The organism is Butyricimonas sp., from assembly GCF_019423355.1.
In the GTDB taxonomy this organism is placed as follows: domain Bacteria; phylum Bacteroidota; class Bacteroidia; order Bacteroidales; family Marinifilaceae; genus Butyricimonas; species Butyricimonas faecihominis.
Genome location: NZ_JAHZBP010000008.1, coordinates 170,743 through 187,391, shown reverse-complemented (window position 1 = coordinate 187,391; position 16,649 = coordinate 170,743). Strand labels below are relative to the sequence as shown.

12 protein-coding genes are annotated in these 16,649 nt (G+C 44.1%); 10 read left to right on the top strand and 2 right to left on the bottom strand.

The window, feature by feature from the left end; genetic code table 11:
• The first annotated feature begins 72 nt into the window (after nucleotides 1-72).
• The 3 genes from QVC79_RS12430 to QVC79_RS12420 all read left to right on the top strand — a co-directional run bounded on the left by QVC79_RS12430 (nucleotide 73) and on the right by QVC79_RS12420 (nucleotide 5,411).
• Nucleotides 73-3,162, top strand: a complete 3,090-nt coding sequence (locus tag QVC79_RS12430; protein WP_270595105.1) for a SusC/RagA family TonB-linked outer membrane protein — start codon at nucleotides 73-75, stop codon at nucleotides 3,160-3,162.
• Between the two features lie 12 nt (nucleotides 3,163-3,174).
• Nucleotides 3,175-4,794, top strand: a complete 1,620-nt coding sequence (locus QVC79_RS12425; RefSeq protein WP_270595103.1) for a SusD/RagB family nutrient-binding outer membrane lipoprotein — start codon at nucleotides 3,175-3,177, stop codon at nucleotides 4,792-4,794.
• A 131-nt stretch (nucleotides 4,795-4,925) separates the two neighbouring features.
• Nucleotides 4,926-5,411 (top strand): Dps family protein, encoded by a 486-nt coding sequence (locus QVC79_RS12420; protein WP_229782459.1) that lies wholly within the window; start codon nucleotides 4,926-4,928, stop codon nucleotides 5,409-5,411.
• Between the two features lie 89 nt (nucleotides 5,412-5,500).
• Here QVC79_RS12420 and QVC79_RS12415 read toward each other — a convergent pair whose 3' ends face one another.
• Both QVC79_RS12415 and QVC79_RS12410 read right to left on the bottom strand, forming a co-directional pair.
• Nucleotides 5,501-5,839, bottom strand: coding sequence for a type II toxin-antitoxin system RelE/ParE family toxin (locus QVC79_RS12415; protein ID WP_270595101.1), 339 nt, complete (start codon nucleotides 5,837-5,839; stop codon nucleotides 5,501-5,503).
• Nucleotides 5,829-6,083 carry a hypothetical protein gene (locus QVC79_RS12410; RefSeq protein ID WP_287642494.1) on the bottom strand — a complete coding sequence of 85 codons (255 nt, stop codon included), beginning with the start codon at nucleotides 6,081-6,083 and terminating at the stop codon, nucleotides 5,829-5,831. Before QVC79_RS12410 ends, QVC79_RS12415 begins: the two co-directional genes overlap by 11 nt.
• A gap of 144 nt (nucleotides 6,084-6,227) precedes the next feature.
• Between QVC79_RS12410 and mutY the strand changes: the two genes are divergently transcribed.
• The 7 genes from mutY (at nucleotide 6,228) to QVC79_RS12375 (ending at nucleotide 16,606) form a co-directional block, all read left to right on the top strand.
• A complete protein-coding gene (gene mutY, locus QVC79_RS12405) occupies nucleotides 6,228-7,298 on the top strand; it encodes an A/G-specific adenine glycosylase (protein ID WP_270595097.1) in 1,071 nt (356 codons plus the stop codon).
• A 56-nt stretch (nucleotides 7,299-7,354) separates the two neighbouring features.
• Nucleotides 7,355-7,921: a sigma-70 family RNA polymerase sigma factor gene (locus QVC79_RS12400; RefSeq protein WP_270595096.1), complete on the top strand. Its 567-nt coding sequence runs from the start codon at nucleotides 7,355-7,357 to the stop codon at nucleotides 7,919-7,921.
• Between the two features lie 318 nt (nucleotides 7,922-8,239).
• A complete protein-coding gene (locus QVC79_RS12395) occupies nucleotides 8,240-9,403 on the top strand; it encodes a FecR family protein (RefSeq protein WP_270595094.1) in 1,164 nt (387 codons plus the stop codon).
• 105 nt (nucleotides 9,404-9,508) lie between these two features.
• A complete protein-coding gene (locus tag QVC79_RS12390; RefSeq protein ID WP_270595093.1) occupies nucleotides 9,509-12,904 on the top strand; it encodes a SusC/RagA family TonB-linked outer membrane protein in 3,396 nt (1,131 codons plus the stop codon).
• Between the two features lie 29 nt (nucleotides 12,905-12,933).
• On the top strand, nucleotides 12,934-14,394 hold the full coding sequence (locus QVC79_RS12385) for a RagB/SusD family nutrient uptake outer membrane protein (protein WP_270595092.1): 1,461 nt from the start codon (nucleotides 12,934-12,936) through the stop codon (nucleotides 14,392-14,394).
• Between the two features lie 17 nt (nucleotides 14,395-14,411).
• Nucleotides 14,412-15,110, top strand: coding sequence for a DUF4843 domain-containing protein (locus QVC79_RS12380; protein ID WP_270595090.1), 699 nt, complete (start codon nucleotides 14,412-14,414; stop codon nucleotides 15,108-15,110).
• Between the two features lie 17 nt (nucleotides 15,111-15,127).
• Nucleotides 15,128-16,606, top strand: coding sequence for a PKD-like family lipoprotein (locus QVC79_RS12375; RefSeq protein ID WP_270595087.1), 1,479 nt, complete (start codon nucleotides 15,128-15,130; stop codon nucleotides 16,604-16,606).
• Nucleotides 16,607-16,649 lie beyond the last annotated feature (43 nt).

The following is a 16,649-nucleotide window of genomic DNA, read 5'->3' as shown; positions in this document are numbered from 1 at the left end:
TGGCACGAAGTGACGGAGGAGTTCCTGGAAATAAAATGACTTTTTAGACTGCCCCTTTATAAACTTATTGCGATGTGTGTGCGTGTATTTGTTCTTTTGCTTTGTTTGTTATCTCTACAGGGTGGAAGACTGTTTGCCGTGGTACGGGGAATTGATTCATTGGCTCGGAATGAAAAATGTGCTGTTGTAACAGGAGTCGTGTATGATGTTCAAGGCGAGACGATAGCCGGGGTCAATATTATTGAGAAAGGAACGATGAACGGGGTAACTACCGATCGGGAAGGGAAATTCTCGCTTGAGGTAGATTTGCATGGAACGTTGATCGTCTCTTTTGTTGGTTATCGAACCCAGATCATCCCGATTGATGGGAGAACCGATTTAGTGATCACGTTGGAGCATGATTATATTCTTTTGGATGACGTGATCGTGACGGCATTGGGATTGCAAAAGAAAGAATCGGCCTTGTCTTACGCTACTGTTCAGGTGAACAAGAATGAGTTAGTCCGGGTGAAAGATCCGAACATGATCGTGGCGTTGATGGGAAAAGTGGCCGGAATGCAAGTGAACCGGAGTTCTTCGGGAATGGGTGGCTCCGTGAAAGTCGTGATGCGGGGAAGTCGATCCGTGGCTGGGAATAATCAACCGTTGTACGTGATTGACGGGGTACCGATGTTAAACGAAAGCAGCGAACAACCTTATACGGCTATCGGGGGAACGGCTGATGCGGGAAATCGGGATGCCGGAGATGGAATTTCTAATTTGAACCCGGAGGATATAGAGAGTATCAGTATCTTGAAAGGAGCCCCGGCTGCGGCCCTTTACGGGACACAGGCTGCCAACGGGGTTATTTTGATTACCACGAAGAAAGGATCGGCCGGGAAACAAGAGGTTTCTTTCACTTCCAGCGTGGTTTTTGATAAGGCGATGATGTTACCGAAGTTGCAGAATCATTACGGGATGAGCGATGAAATCGAGAGTTGGGGAGAGCGAGAGAATATAACCACGGGTAACCCGATACCCTCTTTTTTTCGGACGGGAGTAACAGCGATTCATTCTTTGTCCTTCATGACTGGGAATGAGCGAGTGCAAACTTATTTCTCGTATGCTAATACCACGGGTAAAGGGATTTTGGAGAATCATAAGTTGTCGAAACACAATATTAATTTGCGGGAAACGGCGACATTTTACGAGGGACGTTTGAAAATAGACGGGAATGTGAATCTATTGAGTCAGCACGTGAAAAATCGTCCTGTTCCGGGAGGATTCTACATGAACCCGTTAGTGGGTCTGTATCGTTTTCCCCGGGGAATGGATATAACCGAATATAAAGAACATTTTGAAGTATGGAATGAGGAACGGCATTTGAACGTGCAGAATTGGCATGCCCCGACAGAGGATTTTGAGCAGAATCCATATTGGATACAGGAGCGAATCACGAGCCGGGATCAACGGATACGGGCTATTGCTTCCCTCGCGTTGAACTTGAAAATTACAAATTGTTTTTCAGTTCAGGCCCGTGGAAACGTGGATTACGTGAACGATAAATTCCGTCAAAAATATTATGCCTCGACGGCTCCCGCGCTGGCAGGAGATAACGGGCGTTATATAGATTCCGGGAACGAGCAGGTGCAAACGTACGGGGATGTGATTGGAACTTATAAAGGAAAGTTTAATGACTTTTCGCTGGATGTATCTTTAGGGGCCAGTATTAACCGGAAAAAAGTCAATGAACTTCGATACGATTCGAAGACCGCCTCTTTGAAGTTTGCTAACGTGTTTAATATCGCGAACATAAACATGAATACATCCGCCTATATTTCAGAGCAGATTGATGCCGTCCGGGAGATGCAGTCATTGTTTGTCACGGCACAAATAGGGTTTCGAGATTATCTATTTCTGGATGTTTCAGCCCGAAATGACTGGAGTTCTACTTTAGCATACACGACCAAGGAGTCGAGAGGCTTTTTCTATCCGTCCGTTGGTCTTTCCTGGTTGGTGAACCGGGTGCTGAAATTACCCGAACAGGTGACGAGTGGTAAGGTGCGGGCCACGTGGAGTAAGGTGGGAAATGACATTCCCTTGTATATCACGAATCCCGTGGCTCACGTTCTGGCCGGTGGGGGAATACAGGCATCGGATGCGGCTCCTTTTGAAGAGATGAAACCGGAGATGAGCTTGTCAATGGAGGTCGGAACGGAATGGAAATTCTTTGGTTCTCGCCTGCACGTTGACTTTACCTATTATCAGACACATACCAAGAATCAGTTTTTCAAATTACCGGCAAAAGATGGTGACGAGTATGCCTATCGTTACGTGAATGCTGGAAATATTCAGAATACAGGTGTCGAGCTGATGATCGAGGGTACTCCGGTTGAAATTAAACATTTCAGTTGGAAGACAGGAATAAATTACGCTTTCAACAAGAATAAAGTGGTTCGTTTGCACGCCGAGTTACCCGTGTTTCAATACGGGCCTTATGGTTTTTCATCCAGTTACGCGATGAAATTGAAGAAAGGCGGGTCTTTCGGGGATATATACGGTAAAGCGTTCAAGCGGGATGCTGACGGGAAAATTCTTTACGAGACGGATGGGGAACATCAAGGATTGCCGATGATTGAAGGAGATGGGAACACGGTGAAAGTGGGAAATGCCAATCCGGACTTCACGTTGGGATGGACGAACACTTTCTCTTGGAAGGGATTGGTGTTGAGTTTGTTGGTAGATGGCCGGTACGGGGGTAAAGTGTTGTCGCAGACGCAGGCCGACATGGATATGTACGGGGTGACAAAAGTTACCGGGGATGCACGGGACAAGGGGTTCGTGATGCTGGAAGGTGAGAAGATTACTAACGTGAAAGGATTCTACAAGTCTATCGTCGGGGGACGTGCCGGGGTGACGGAATATTATATGTATGATGCCACTAATTTCCGTTTGCGGGAGTTGGCTTTGGGGTATACCTTCCCGAAGCGCTGGATGGAGGCGACAAAGTTTTTCCGGGATGTTCAACTGGCTTTTACTGCCCGAAATTTGTTTTTTATATACAAGAAAGCGCCTTTTGACCCGGATCTGATTCTTTCCACGGGGAATGATAATCAGGCGATAGAAGTGTACGGGATGCCCACCACGAGAAGTATGGGATTCAGTTTACGTGTCATGTTTTAATTGGAAGAAAGAATGAGAGGTTTAATCTACATGATAATGGGGTTGATGTTCGTCTCTTGCACGGGACGTTTCAAGGACTTGAACACGGATAAGACGGGGATCACGGATGAGGATATGCAAGTCGATCTGAATCATCTGGGCATACCGTTAAACGTGATTCAGCAAGGGATTTATTTTAACTATGATTACGGGAAGGGGAAGAATTGGCCTTATCAGTTGATGCAGAATCTGAGTGCCGATATGTTTAGCGGGTACATGCACGATTACAAACCTCTAAACGGTGGAAGTCATAACTCCGATTATAACCTGCAAGACGGGTGGAACGGGACGTTGTGGGAGAATACCTACGCTTACATCATGCCCCAGATTAAACGACTGGAGGATTCTACCCGGTTAAAATACCCTGCCGTCTATGCTGTCACTGAAATATTGAAAGTGGAAGTGATGCATCGGGTTTCTGATTATTATGGTCCTGTCATTTACACGAGTTTCGGAAATAAAAAAATGATTTACCTGCCGGATTCGCAACAGGATGTTTATTATCGTTTTCTGGATGATTTGAAAACGGCGGTGGAAATACTGGAAAATTACGTGAATTTAGCTGGCTACACACCTGAATTTTCCCGTTTCGACTTGTTGTTGGATGGCAAGGTCGAATCGTGGATTCGGTTTGCCAACTCGTTGCGTTTGCGTCTGGCAATCCGGATGGCAATGGCCGATCCGGATAGAGCCCGGCAAGAGTTCGTGGACGCTTTCGCTGATCCCCACGGGATTTTTGAAGAACCCGCGCAACAGGTGGCCGTGACGACAGACGATGAATATAGTAACCCGTTGGGCGAGATTAACCGGGTGTGGGGTGAGGTGTATATGAACGCATCCATGGAATCTATTTTGAATGGTTTTGATGATCCCCGGCGGGAGGCTTTTTTCGAACCTTGTCCCGATGATGTTCTTTTGCAGGATCGGGATGGACGGGATTCGGTTCGAATCCCCTTGAAAGGGCAGTACCGGGGAATCCGTCAAGGAACCATGTTTGCTCACACGCTTTATTCCGCTTTGTCGAAAATATACGTGAATGTCCAGACGAAACCAATTTTGATGACGGCTGCTGAGGTTTGGTTTTTGCGGGCGGAAGCCGCTTTGCGGGGATGGACGACAGAGGACCCCGGAATTTGTTACGAACAGGGCATCCGGTGTTCATTCTCCCAGTGGCAGGTACCCGGTGTGGAAACTTACTTGCAGAGTGATTGTCGGGCGGCTGATTTCGAGGATGCCTTTACCCCCGGGAATAATATCAAGGCTCGTTGTCTGGTTACTCCCCGTTGGGATGATGCCGCCTCTGACGAGATGAAACTGGAACGGATTATCACGCAAAAATGGCTGGCTGTTTTCCCGGAGGGTTGCGAGGCATGGGCAGAACAACGAAGGACAGGTTATCCGAGATTATTCCCCGTGCGGTATAATAATAGTCGTAACGGGTGTGTTGACACGGAAAAGATGATTCGTCGTCTGAGTTATCCCTCTTCTATCTTTGATAGCGATAACGGGCAATACGAGATGTTGGTCGATGCCTTGGGAGGCCCGGATCATGCCGGAACTCCTTTGTGGTGGGATACAGGACGGAATTTTTAGCCACCTTGTTTATTACGGCAAGAGAAAAAGATATAAAATTTTAAGCCATAAAATCGAAACTTTATCGAGTTCCTTTCGTTTCTATAAGTGTTGAAAACGAAATAAAAACGAACTTTTAAATATTTATAGTTATGATGAAAGGAAATATCGGTTTAGATGCTGCAATGATTAAATCCAGCAAAACCATTTTGAATAACCTGTTGGCCGATCACTTTGTTTTACTCGCTAAAACTTGGAATTACCACTGGAATATGAAGGGCCCGAGTTTCAGGTCTTATCACACTTTTTTGGAAGATCTTTATAACGGTTTGATTGAAGATATAGATAGCATTGCCGAGCGTGTTCGTGATTTGGACGAACGTCCTATCGGTTCTTTGAAGGGATGTTTGGAACATAATCGTATCAAAGAACATGATGATGAAAAACCGCTTCCCGATGCGAAGGGTATGCTGGCAGCTTTGCTGGACGATAATGCCGAGGTGATTCGACAAATTCGTACCGATTTGGAAACCATGGAGAAAGAAGGATCAAAGGACTTCGGGACATCCAATTTCTTGGAGGATATGATCGAGAAGAAAGAAAAAGTAACTTGGATGATCCGAGCCCATTTGGAATAGGGATAGATTTTTTTGTTATTAGTGAATGGAAAAAACTTTCGTGCGGCAAGTAGAGATACTGTTGTTGCGAAAGTTTTTCTTGTTTTTGTTTACAAACCGTTTTGTTTAAGAACCTCTTGTAGTTCTTGGTTCGAAATATTTTCTCGTTCAGATTTGTCGTAAATGAAATGTAAGCCGATTTGTTTTTCTGTTTGGGAGAGGGCTATAATTACGGTTATAACTCTAGCACCTCCGCTTTTACCTTTTCCTTTGGATTTAATGGGCATTCGTACTTTGTGTATCCCATGTCCCAGATCTATTCCGGTTTCAGGATTTTCCAGAAGTTCTTTTGCTAATTCGGTAATGTCTTGTTTTAGTGACTTGTAGCGTTTGGCTAGTCTTTTTGCTTCCCTGTCAAAAAGGTGGTAGGTCTTGATATTATAATTCATCAAGCAGGTCTTTTAAAGGTCTACCTTCCAAAGTCCCTTCTTGGGCTTGCTTTATTTCTTTGCAGGCATCGTTAAAATCGGCTAATATCTCCGATTTCGTCCGGTAAGGGACTTTTTCTTCTGCCACGACATTTATTTTTTTTTCTTCTTGGAGAAGTACTCTTTTAATTTTTTCCAAGATTTCCATGTCGTTTACTTCCAGAATACGGCGAATCAATTCGTTTTTTTCAATTTCTAATGCCATTGTTGTCATTTCCACTTCTTCTTTAAACGTCTAATTTATGCAAAGATAGGGAAGATTGGTTGATTATCCAATTATTTGATGATGAGATTGTATAAAGAGCTATTCCATTGTTTTTACTATCTTCGTGACGAATAATTACACGAGATGGAAGATAGAGAGATTAGCGACATATTGATTCGTTGGTACGAGGAGAATAAACGGGACTTACCGTGGCGAAGGACTTCCGATCCTTACCTGATCTGGATTTCGGAAATCATACTTCAACAAACTAGGGTGGTACAAGGGTTGGAGTACTTTAACCGATTCACGGAGCGATTTCCCGACGTGGCGGCTCTTGCCCGGGCGGATGAGGACGAGGTGATGAAGTACTGGCAAGGGTTGGGATATTATAGCCGGGCTAGGAACCTGCACGCGGCAGCCCGGCAGATCATGAATGATTTCAGTGGTGTTTTTCCCCGTACACGTGAGGAAGTGCTTTCGTTGAAAGGAATTGGTGATTACACGGCAGCGGCTATTTGTTCTTTTGCCTACCGGTTACCCTATGCAACCGTGGACGGGAATGTATTCCGGGTATTGGCCCGGTTGTTTGATATAGATTTACCCATAGACGGGGGAGAAGGGAAGAAATACTTTACGGCATTGGCCCAATCCCTGTTGGATGAACGTCGTCCGGATTTGTTCAACCAAGCGATGATGGAATTCGGAGCGTTGCAATGTGTACCCAAATCACCGGATTGCGAACATTGTCGTCTAAATGGGACGTGTTTGGGATTAGCCGCCCGGCAAGTGGAGCGATTACCCGTGAAAAGTGGGAAGACCGTGGTGAAGCCCCGTTATTTTAATTATTTGTATATACATGGGCAAGGTATGACCCTTTTATTTAAGCGAACGGGGAATGATATTTGGCGTAATCTCTACGAGTTCCCGTTAATCGAAACGGAACGTGCGGTTACGTGGGAGGAATTATCCGGGATGGCTGTTTTTCAAGAGTTATTTGATGGTATCGAAAAGGTTGAAATTACCCGGGAGTACGTGGCGAAGAAACACGTTTTGTCCCATCGGGTGATATACCCTGTATTTTATGAAATCCGGGTCGATTCGTTTTCAGAGGGTATGGAAAAATATTTAAAAGTGCCTGATGACCGGGTGGGAGAATATGCCGTTTCCCGATTAATTCAGTCATATCTTGAAGTGCGGGATGGTTTGTTGTTTTAAGAAATAAAAGTTCATTGTTTGTCGATCGCTGTTGAAAAAAGTTTATTTTTGCATTCATGCGGAAAAGTGATCGAGATATACTGGATGTGTTCGTGAAGAACCGTAAGGAAGGAGTTCGGATGTTGTTTGATCGATATTATCGGCCTCTCGTGCTGTACGCGGGAAGTTTGATTGATGATGATACGATGGCAGAAGATCTCGTTCAGGAATTTTTCGTGCGTTTATGGGAAGATGATTATTTAAAGCATATCGAGGAAAAGGCTCTTAGTTCTTATCTTTTTTCTTCTGTTCGCAATAGTTGTTACACTTACACGCACAAGAAGGATGTGTTGCGTAGGCGGGTGGATTATACGGCTATTGACGTGGCCGCAGACACGGCTACGGTGTTGAACCAAGAGATTGTGGATCGGGTGACGGCTGTTATCGCTCGGATGCCGGAGCAAACGAGGAAAGTGGTGGATTGTGTTCTGATGCGGGATATGAAATATCAGGATGCAGCCGACGAGTTACAGGTGTCTCTAAACACGGTGAAAACGTTGTTACGTAATGGAATGCGTATATTGCGGGAAGAATTAAAGGGAGATGAAGAATTGATACTGTTGCTTATCATGTCCAAGAGTTAGGGGCTGTAAACCCTTGTTATTCCCCGGTGTGTTATGTTTGGTTTATTGTTGCGTGTTTATTAGTCGGGCAGGTGGGCGTGTCGGATTTGTTTAATTTGCATAATACCTGTTAAAATGGCGGCGATGATCGGGCGACAATCGGGCGACAATCGGGCGATGGCGCCTAACAGGCTGGCAACAGGCTGGTAACATGCACTCAAAATTAGAGTGAATGGCAAGAGTTCCCGTTTTTTAAGTTTATTTTTTCAAAAAAAATGTACCCCCTATTCACCCGTTTTGATTTTTATTTAGTCCTACTTGTAAAAAATAAGAATAAGTATGGCTATTTCAGACTACATGGAAGACTTAATTTATCGAGTTCTAGCGGGAGAGGCGAGTGTGGAGGAACGGGAGGAATTTGAGGCGTGGTTGAGGGAAAATGATGAACATCGTGTCTTCTTTGAAAAAATAGAGCGGGCCTGGTACACGGGAAAGTATGCGGCCCGGTGGAAGAACGTGGGGATGAGTGCCGCATGGAAAGCAGTGGAACACAGGCAGGAACAGAGACAAAGGCGTCGTTTCAGACGAATCGGGTGGAGCGTGGCAGCGAGCGTGGTGGTGTTGGTTGGGATTACATGGCTTGTGGAATCGTGGGAAGAAGAAATCCCCTCTTCAGTTGTGGCTCTGTCTCCGGTGGTAAAACCGGGAGAGGCGAAAGCTCGCTTGGTGTTATCATCAGGATTTGAGGTTGAGTTGGGATACACGAATGGAGATACGATCCGTGAGAAGGGGTTCCCGATTCTGAACGGGAAAGAGTATATTGATTATAGTAAACAGGAAAATTCCTTGCAGGGAGATGTCGTGTATAACGAGTTGATTGTGCCGTCGGGGGGAGAGTACCGGCTAGTGCTGGCTGACCGCACGGTGGTTTATATGAATTCCGAATCTCGGTTAAAGTACCCAGTGATGTTTGGCGGGAAAGACCGCATGGTGGAGTTGGAAGGCGAGGCGTATTTTGAAGTCTCCAAGGATGAAGAGCATCCTTTTATCGTGCGTACGGAACGATTGGACGTGGCGGTGTTAGGTACGGGATTTAACGTGATGGCCTATAAACAAGATCCCCGAACGGAGGTCACCTTGGTGAAGGGGAAGGTGGATGTAAAAAGCGGAAAAATCAACGAAATATTGACTCCTAGCCGGCAATTCGTGATGAATAACGAGAACCGGGCATACGAGGTAAAGACAGTAAACGTAGCTACTTACGTGGATTGGAAGGATGGGGTGCTTAATTTTGACGGGATGCCGTTGGAAGAGTTGGGGGATAAGCTGGGACGTTGGTATGAAGTGAAGTTTTTCTTTGCGAAAGAGAGCTTGAAACGGTTGAAGTTTTCGGGGGCGTTTAAGAAATATAACGAGATTGGTTACATACTTTCTTTAATCGAGGCTACGACCGATGTTACCTTTAAAATCAATAAAGATGTGATTGTTGTTAATGAAAAATAGAGAATAGGATTACTTCTGAGGAATAAAAATACCGGAAAGTGTTAGGACCACGATCCGGTAATCACTCCCGAAGAAGTATTTAAGTATCACTTAATTTACAAATGTATGAAAAAAAGTAATGTCTTGTGGCTTGTTTTGTCAAAAAATAAGCAGCAACAATTGTCGAAAATTATGAAATTGACTTGGATTTTGTGCGTCTGTTTCGTGTGTTCGCTGTCAGCAAACGTGATGTCGCAGCAGAGAGTGAACATGAATCTCGGGAAAACGTCAATTAAAACGGTTTTTGAGGAAATTCGACGGCAAACGGGAAAGATCATTATCTATAATGATGATCGTTTAGCCTTGGAACGGGTGGTGAAGGCCGATTTTAAGGAGGCCGACGTGCGGGCCGTGCTGGATAAGGTGTTGGCCGGTAGTGGGATGACTTATCGTTTCGTGGATGATTATATCGTTATTGTTCCCGAGGTGAAGACAACGCGGGATAGTACGGTGAAGCAATTCCAGATAAAGGGGAAGGTGACGGATAAAAAAGGTGAGGCGATTCCCGGGGTAACGGTACGCTTGGATAGTACTAGTTTAGGTGCTGCGACAGACGTGAACGGGGAGTTTTCATTGACGTTATCGATGGACAAGGGAACACTTGTTTTTTCCTTTATCGGGATGAAAACGCAGAAGGTGAAGTACACGGGACAGAAATATCTGAACGTGGTGATGGAGGAAGATGCCTTGGAGGTGGAAGAGGTTGTTGTCAATGGTTATTTTTCCAAGAGCAAGGAGAGTTTCACGGGTAACGTGGTTTCCGTGAATAAAGAGGAGTTGGCCAAGGTGTCGTCCAATAACTTGATTAGTGCTTTGCAGGTGTTTGATCCTTCTTTCCGGCTGCGTGAGAATGTTGACATGGGATCGAATCCGAATAGTTTACCTGATTTTCGTATTCGCGGTAATTCCGGTTTCGGGGTGGAAGGCGTGTCTGAGGCCACGTTTAGGAATGACCCGAATTTACCCACTTTTATCTTGGATGGTTATGAGGTCGATGTAGAAAAAATTTTTGACTTGAATATTGACCGGATCGAGAACGTGACAATATTGAAGGATGCTTCGGCTACCGCAATCTATGGTTCCCGGGCGGCAAACGGGGTCGTGGTGGTGACGACGAAAGCTCCGGAAGAAGGAAAGTTGAGAGTGTCCTATAATATGAACATGGCGATCAATGCTCCGGATTTGTCTGATTATAACTTGATGAATGCCAAGGAAAAATTGCAGGCCGAGTTGGATGCCGGGTTGTATGATTCGGATGATCTTTATACCCAGCAGTTGTTACGAATGGATTATGCAGAGCGTTTGGAACGAGTGAAAAAAGGGGTAAACACGTATTGGTTGTCTCAACCTTTACACGTTGCTGTCGGACATAAACATTCCTTGTATGTAGAGGGGGGTGACCAAAGCGTGCGTTACGGGATTGACGTGAATTACCAAGCTAATCCGGGAGTGATGAAAAAATCTTCGAGAGACCGGTTCGGGATAGGCTTTCTGCTTTCTTATAATTTGAATAATAAGTTATTGTTTAGAAACAAGTTGACGGTGGATAAGGTGAAAGCGAAAGAATCACCGTATGGTTCCTTCAAGGATTATGCCAAGGCGAACCCGTATGACCAGATTTATGATGAGGATGGAAATTTGATTAAATCATACCAACCGCACGTGAGTACGAGCAATCGTTTCTTGAATCCGTTGTACGAGTCAACGTTGAATCATAAAGATAATACGACGTACACGGAGTGGACGGATAATTTTGATTTTGACTGGTTTATTAGTGAGCATTTCAGGTTGAAGGCCAGAGTGTCATACTCGGAACGCACGGATAAGCAAGAGAAATTTACGGACCCGGAGTCAGCGATTTACAATGAGTCAGACTATCAGGATGGAGAAGGAATTTTGAAGAGAGGGGAGGCGTATAGTTTCCAAGAGAAGAGTTCTAATTTGGATATGAACGTGGTGTTCAGTTATAACCAGCAGTTGGGGAGTCACTTCTTGAATGCCGTGTTGGGAGGTAATGTTATCGAGACCCGGTTTGAGAACGAATCATATAGCGTGATCGGTTTTCCGTCGGGTAGTATGGATTACATTTCTTTCGGTAAGGAGTTTAAGGATTTAACCCCGGAAGGAAGTGAGGGATTATCCCGTTTGGTAGGTTTGTTTGTGAACTTGAACTATACTTGGAATAATATTTATTTATTGGATTTATCCGGTCGTCTGGATGGATCGTCAAAATTCGGCTCCAAGAAGAGATATGCCCCGTTCTGGTCGGCAGGTATTGGTTGGAACGTGCATAATGAAAAATTCTTTGAAGGATTGAAAGGTGTGATTAATCATTTGAAACTTTCCGCGAATGTCGGGGCTACCGGTAAAGCTTCTTTCGAGGCATATGAGGCCCAGGATGTATACGAGTATTACAAGGGACAATGGTATGCCGGAGGTTTGGGTGTGATCATGAATAACATGGGAAATACAAACCTGCAATGGGAAAAGACACACACGTTTGACGGGAATTTTGAAATCCAGTTTTTAAATGGATTGGTCAGTGCTAATATGAACTACTATGTGAAGACAACGAAAGATTTGCTTGCAGATATTACTTTACCGCCTTCTTCAGGTTTTGAAAGTTACAGGGATAACTTGGGAGAGCTGGAGAATAAAGGATATGAAATTTCGTTGAGAGGATTCGTGGTACGGGATAAGGATTTAATCGTGAATGTCTTCGGATCGATTGCGCATAATAAGAACGTGATTAAAAAGATTTCCAATTCATTGGAAACGTACAACAAGAAAGTGGATGATGAGCAGGATAATTACGAACCGGGATGGGGAGAAGCGATGGAGACAGCCAAACCTCAGGTGCAATTCAAAGAGGGACAGTCAACCACGGCGATTTACGCGGTAAAGTCTCACGGGATAAACCCGATGAACGGGAAAGAGGTGTTCGAGGATTTGAAAGGTAACTTGACTTACGAGTGGAGTGCCGCCAACAAGATCGTGTGCGGGGACACGGAACCCAAGGTATCGGGAGCTTTTGGTGCCAATGCGGACTGGAAAGGATTTAATATTAATGTTAGTTTCTTGTATCAATGTGGAGGACAGGTGTATAACCAAACGCTTGTAGATCGGGTGGAGGATGCAAATTTGAGTTGGAACGTGGATCGCCGTGTGTTGAAAGGCAGGTGGAAAGAACCGGGAGATCACACTTTCTTTAAAGACATTAAGAACCGGGATCGGACGGAGGTTTCTTCTCGTTTTGTTCAGGATGAGAACGTGTTGCAATTCAAGTCATTGTCATTTTCTTATTCTTTCCCGACCGAGTTGATTCAAAGATGGAGCTTGGAACGCTTAAAATTGACGTTCCAGATGGAAGATATTTTCAGAATATCTAACGTGAAACGGGAACGAGGTCTAGATTACCCGTTTGCTAGAATTTTTAACGTGGGATTACAGGTACAATTCTAATCCTGTAGAAATGTAAAATAATGGATGATATGAAAAAGAGAATATTGATTATTTTTACGTTATTCGTGTTTGCTTTGATAAACAGCAGTTGTGATAGTTGGCTGGATGTGACCCCGCAAGCACAAGTGAATGCAGAGAAATTGTTTTCTAAACCCAAGGGGTTCGAGAATGCCTTATATGGTATATATACTTCGATGACGGATGCTTCTTCGTATGGAACGCACATGACATTCGGGTTGATGGATGTGTTGGCCCAGTATTATGATGTTTACCAGGACAAGTATCATCTTCTTTACGAGGCATCCCGGTATAATTATAAAAATTCGAATTCTCAAGATGTGATTAAGAATTTGTGGTTAAAGAATTACAATAGTATCGCAAATTGTAATGTTTTGTTGGACTATTTGAGCGAGAAGTCCCCCTCGTTTTTCGAAGGTGAAGAGTATAAATTTTTGGTCGCAGAAACGAAAGCATTAAGGGCTTACTTGCATTTCGACCTGTTGAGGGCGTTTGCCCCGTCATGGAAGGAGAATTCAGAGGCTTTGTGTTTGCCTTATGCCGATAATTTCACGGACCGAGTACATGGTCAAAAAAAGACGAGCGAGATCGTTCAATTGATTCTGACGGATCTTGATAGTGCCCGGATGATGTTAAGTACGGTTGATCCGGCTCGGGAAGAGAGTTTTAAGGAGATGTATAACCATTACGTGACGGAAATCGGGAATGATTTTACAACGGCTCGGGCATATCGTATGAACTATTGGGCAATTACCGGGTTGATGGCCCGTGTGTATCATTACATGGGAGATGAAAGGGCTTACACGTATGCCCAAGAAGTTATCCAGGCCGGGAAAGACGGGTTCTTCCCTTTCACCGAGGAAAGTGCGGTGAGTGCCCCTTTGAAGAGTCGGGATGTCGTGATGCAAAACGAGATTTTGTTTGCTTTGAATTATGCCGGTATTCATGATTTGTGGTACTCTTATGACGCCTCTAAAGATAATTATTATACGATAAATGATGTCGCTTCCATTTATCCTTCTTCTGATGATTTCCGGAAGGAATATTTGGTAATCACGAATAGTAACGGGTATGATATATCGGTTAAATATGCGGATGTGGATTCTGAAAATGGCGGGAAAATTCCGATGATCCGTTTATCTGAAATGTATCTGATTGCCGCAGAGAGCGGTTTTGATGCCCATAAGGAGGTTGCCATCGGTTTACTCGAAGAATTGCGTAAAAACAGGGGAATAGCCGGGGATATTTCAACGACGATTACTTATGATAATTTTGTGAAGGAGTTGACGAAAGAGGCTCGTCGGGAATTTATCGGGGAAGGTCAGTTGTTTTACTGGTATAAACGTTTGGGATTACCGGTTGATCAAGGGAGTACCACGATAATGCTTGAACCGTCTCAATTCTGTTTGCCGTTGCCGGCTACTGAAGTAGAGTTCGGCGGGCGTAAGGAAGATTATTTAAATAATAAGTAGTAGATTAATATTTGACTATGAAAATATTATATGTAATTATCATGATGTTGTTTCTTGGAATGATGTCATGTTCGGAAGATAACCTGAAAGGGTATTCCAGTAGTAACTATATACAATTTGATAAGTTGTCAAAAGATAGTACCGTTTTCTCGTTTGCTTATGATGAGACGCTGGAATCGGGAACGGTGGCTTTGAAATTAGTGATGATTTCGCCTCTGGTAGATCGAGACCGGAAGTATAACGTGAAGTTTTTACAGGATGAAAGTTCTGCCCAAGCCGGGGTGGATTTTGAGATGCCGGCGGAAGAACAGGTGATTGCGGCGAATGATTCGGTTGCTTATCTAAATGTTACTGTAACGAGAAACGAGGCTCTTAAAGGGAGTGTGCTAGCGGTTTTCGAGGTGCAGGGGTCAGATGATTTTATGCCGGGAATCGAGGCGAATCGGAAAGGGCGGATTTTTATTACGAATCAATTAACTCGTCCGGGGTGGTGGAATGATTGGCACGAGGCGAACGGGCTGGGTACTTATTCGGACTTGAAATATCAAACTTTTATCCGGGAAATCGGGGTGACGGATATGACGTTAGAGGCCGACGGGGGAGAGATGAATTACTCGACGATGCGGGCTTACGTGCTGCAATTCAAATATTGGTTGCAAGAACATCCAACTGAAGATGAGGATGGTAGTTTGATGAAAGTGGCAATGAGAGGTTAATATTTAAAGATGAAGTTATGAAGAGGTTATTTATATATATCATCACGGTAATGGCGTTGTTTGCTGCCGGATGTTATGAAGATAAAGGGAATTATGACTATGAGACCGTGCCGCAGGTTTCCGTGAGCGGTATAGAGAAAAGTTATGATTTTTACGTGGGGTCACAGGAAACGATTACCCCGACGGTGACCTGGACAAATGGTAAACCGGATAAGGTTTCTTATGCTTGGAGAATAAACAATAAGGTAGTTTGCGAGGAAGAAAGTCTGAATTTTGTTGTGGGAGACCTTCCCGTGAAAGCCGGATTATATGCCGAGTTTACGATTACGAATGAGGATTTAGGGGTAGAGTATATCAACCGTTTTAACGTGTCGGTTTATTCCACGTATTATTCCGGATGGATGCTCTTGGCAGATAAAGGTGATGTTTCCGAGTTGTCCTATGTCCGGGATGATGGGGGACTTTATACGGATATTTATAAAAGCGTGAACGGGACGGATTTGGCCGGGGGTGCTTGTGCTTTGATGGAACATTGGTTGCCTACATCAGAAGAGATCGGACAGATTTTCGTGGCTTGTCAGGACGGACCGGAATATTCCGTGGAATTGGATGGAAACACGTTTAGTAAAATGGTAGCCACGAAGGATGAGTTCGTGGGGGATGCACCCAAGGATTTCAAACCGATGAGAATGAATTGCGTGACGAATTATGATTATCTTATCAGTAATGGTAAATTGTATGTGCGTAATATTCAAGCATCATATGATGCTCTTTATCAAGATGGTCTGTTTCCCAATTTTCCTTATCCGGGCGATTATGAATTAACGAATCTGGGTATCCGGGGAAACCTACTTTTTAGTAATGATATTATCTGTTTTGATAAGAAAACTTCAAGCTATATGCTGGTGCGAACTGGAGAAATGAAAAGATTTGATTACACGAATGATTCGGAAAAGGCATTTATCCCTTACGATATGGGGAAAACGGTGCTGGATGGAGGACCGATCTCGACAGAAAACCCGACGGATGAGTTCCTGACCGTTCTGAAATCGAATTCGGAAAACAAGGCATATGTGCAGAAGTTCAGGTTCTCCGGATGGAATGCGAAGACGTATCGGTCGATTTCGGAGGTGGAATTTCCTGATCCTTCAATCATCAATGAGAATACGAAATTCGCTGTTTGCCAGAATCGTCCTTACGTGTATATCGCATCAGGTAATGTGCTGTATGTTTATAATCACAAGGATAATACGGTAAAGCCATTACGTTCTGATTTTGGACGGACGATTCGGGATATTGCTGTTTGTCCCACGAATTATGAACGTTTGGGTATTGCTTTGGAGAATGCGGATGACACATCGAAGAGTGACTTTATGGTACTGGATGTTTCGGTCGTTGGGGATGGAAAAACTCTGGAAGGAATGGAATTTATCGGAAAGTTCGGTCGTGTGGTGGATTTAATTTATAAGATAGGTAATCAGTGGGATACTTATTAATAAATCAGTATTCTCCCGCTTAGCGGGAGAATACTTTAATGTA

Coding starts and splice junctions, on each gene's coding strand:
- QVC79_RS12380 (WP_270595090.1), top strand. CDS start 14,412: ATGAAAATATTATATGTAATTATCATGATGTTGTTTCTTGGAATGATG.
- QVC79_RS12400 (WP_270595096.1), top strand. CDS start 7,355: ATGCGGAAAAGTGATCGAGATATACTGGATGTGTTCGTGAAGAACCGT.
- QVC79_RS12385 (WP_270595092.1), top strand. CDS start 12,934: ATGAAAAAGAGAATATTGATTATTTTTACGTTATTCGTGTTTGCTTTG.
- QVC79_RS12375 (WP_270595087.1), top strand. CDS start 15,128: ATGAAGAGGTTATTTATATATATCATCACGGTAATGGCGTTGTTTGCT.
- QVC79_RS12410 (WP_287642494.1), bottom strand. CDS start 6,083: ATGGCATTAGAAATTGAAAAAAACGAATTGATTCGCCGTATTCTGGAA.
- QVC79_RS12430 (WP_270595105.1), top strand. CDS start 73: ATGTGTGTGCGTGTATTTGTTCTTTTGCTTTGTTTGTTATCTCTACAG.
- QVC79_RS12420 (WP_229782459.1), top strand. CDS start 4,926: ATGATGAAAGGAAATATCGGTTTAGATGCTGCAATGATTAAATCCAGC.
- mutY (WP_270595097.1), top strand. CDS start 6,228: ATGGAAGATAGAGAGATTAGCGACATATTGATTCGTTGGTACGAGGAG.
- QVC79_RS12425 (WP_270595103.1), top strand. CDS start 3,175: ATGAGAGGTTTAATCTACATGATAATGGGGTTGATGTTCGTCTCTTGC.
- QVC79_RS12395 (WP_270595094.1), top strand. CDS start 8,240: ATGGCTATTTCAGACTACATGGAAGACTTAATTTATCGAGTTCTAGCG.
- QVC79_RS12415 (WP_270595101.1), bottom strand. CDS start 5,839: ATGAATTATAATATCAAGACCTACCACCTTTTTGACAGGGAAGCAAAA.
- QVC79_RS12390 (WP_270595093.1), top strand. CDS start 9,509: ATGAAAAAAAGTAATGTCTTGTGGCTTGTTTTGTCAAAAAATAAGCAG.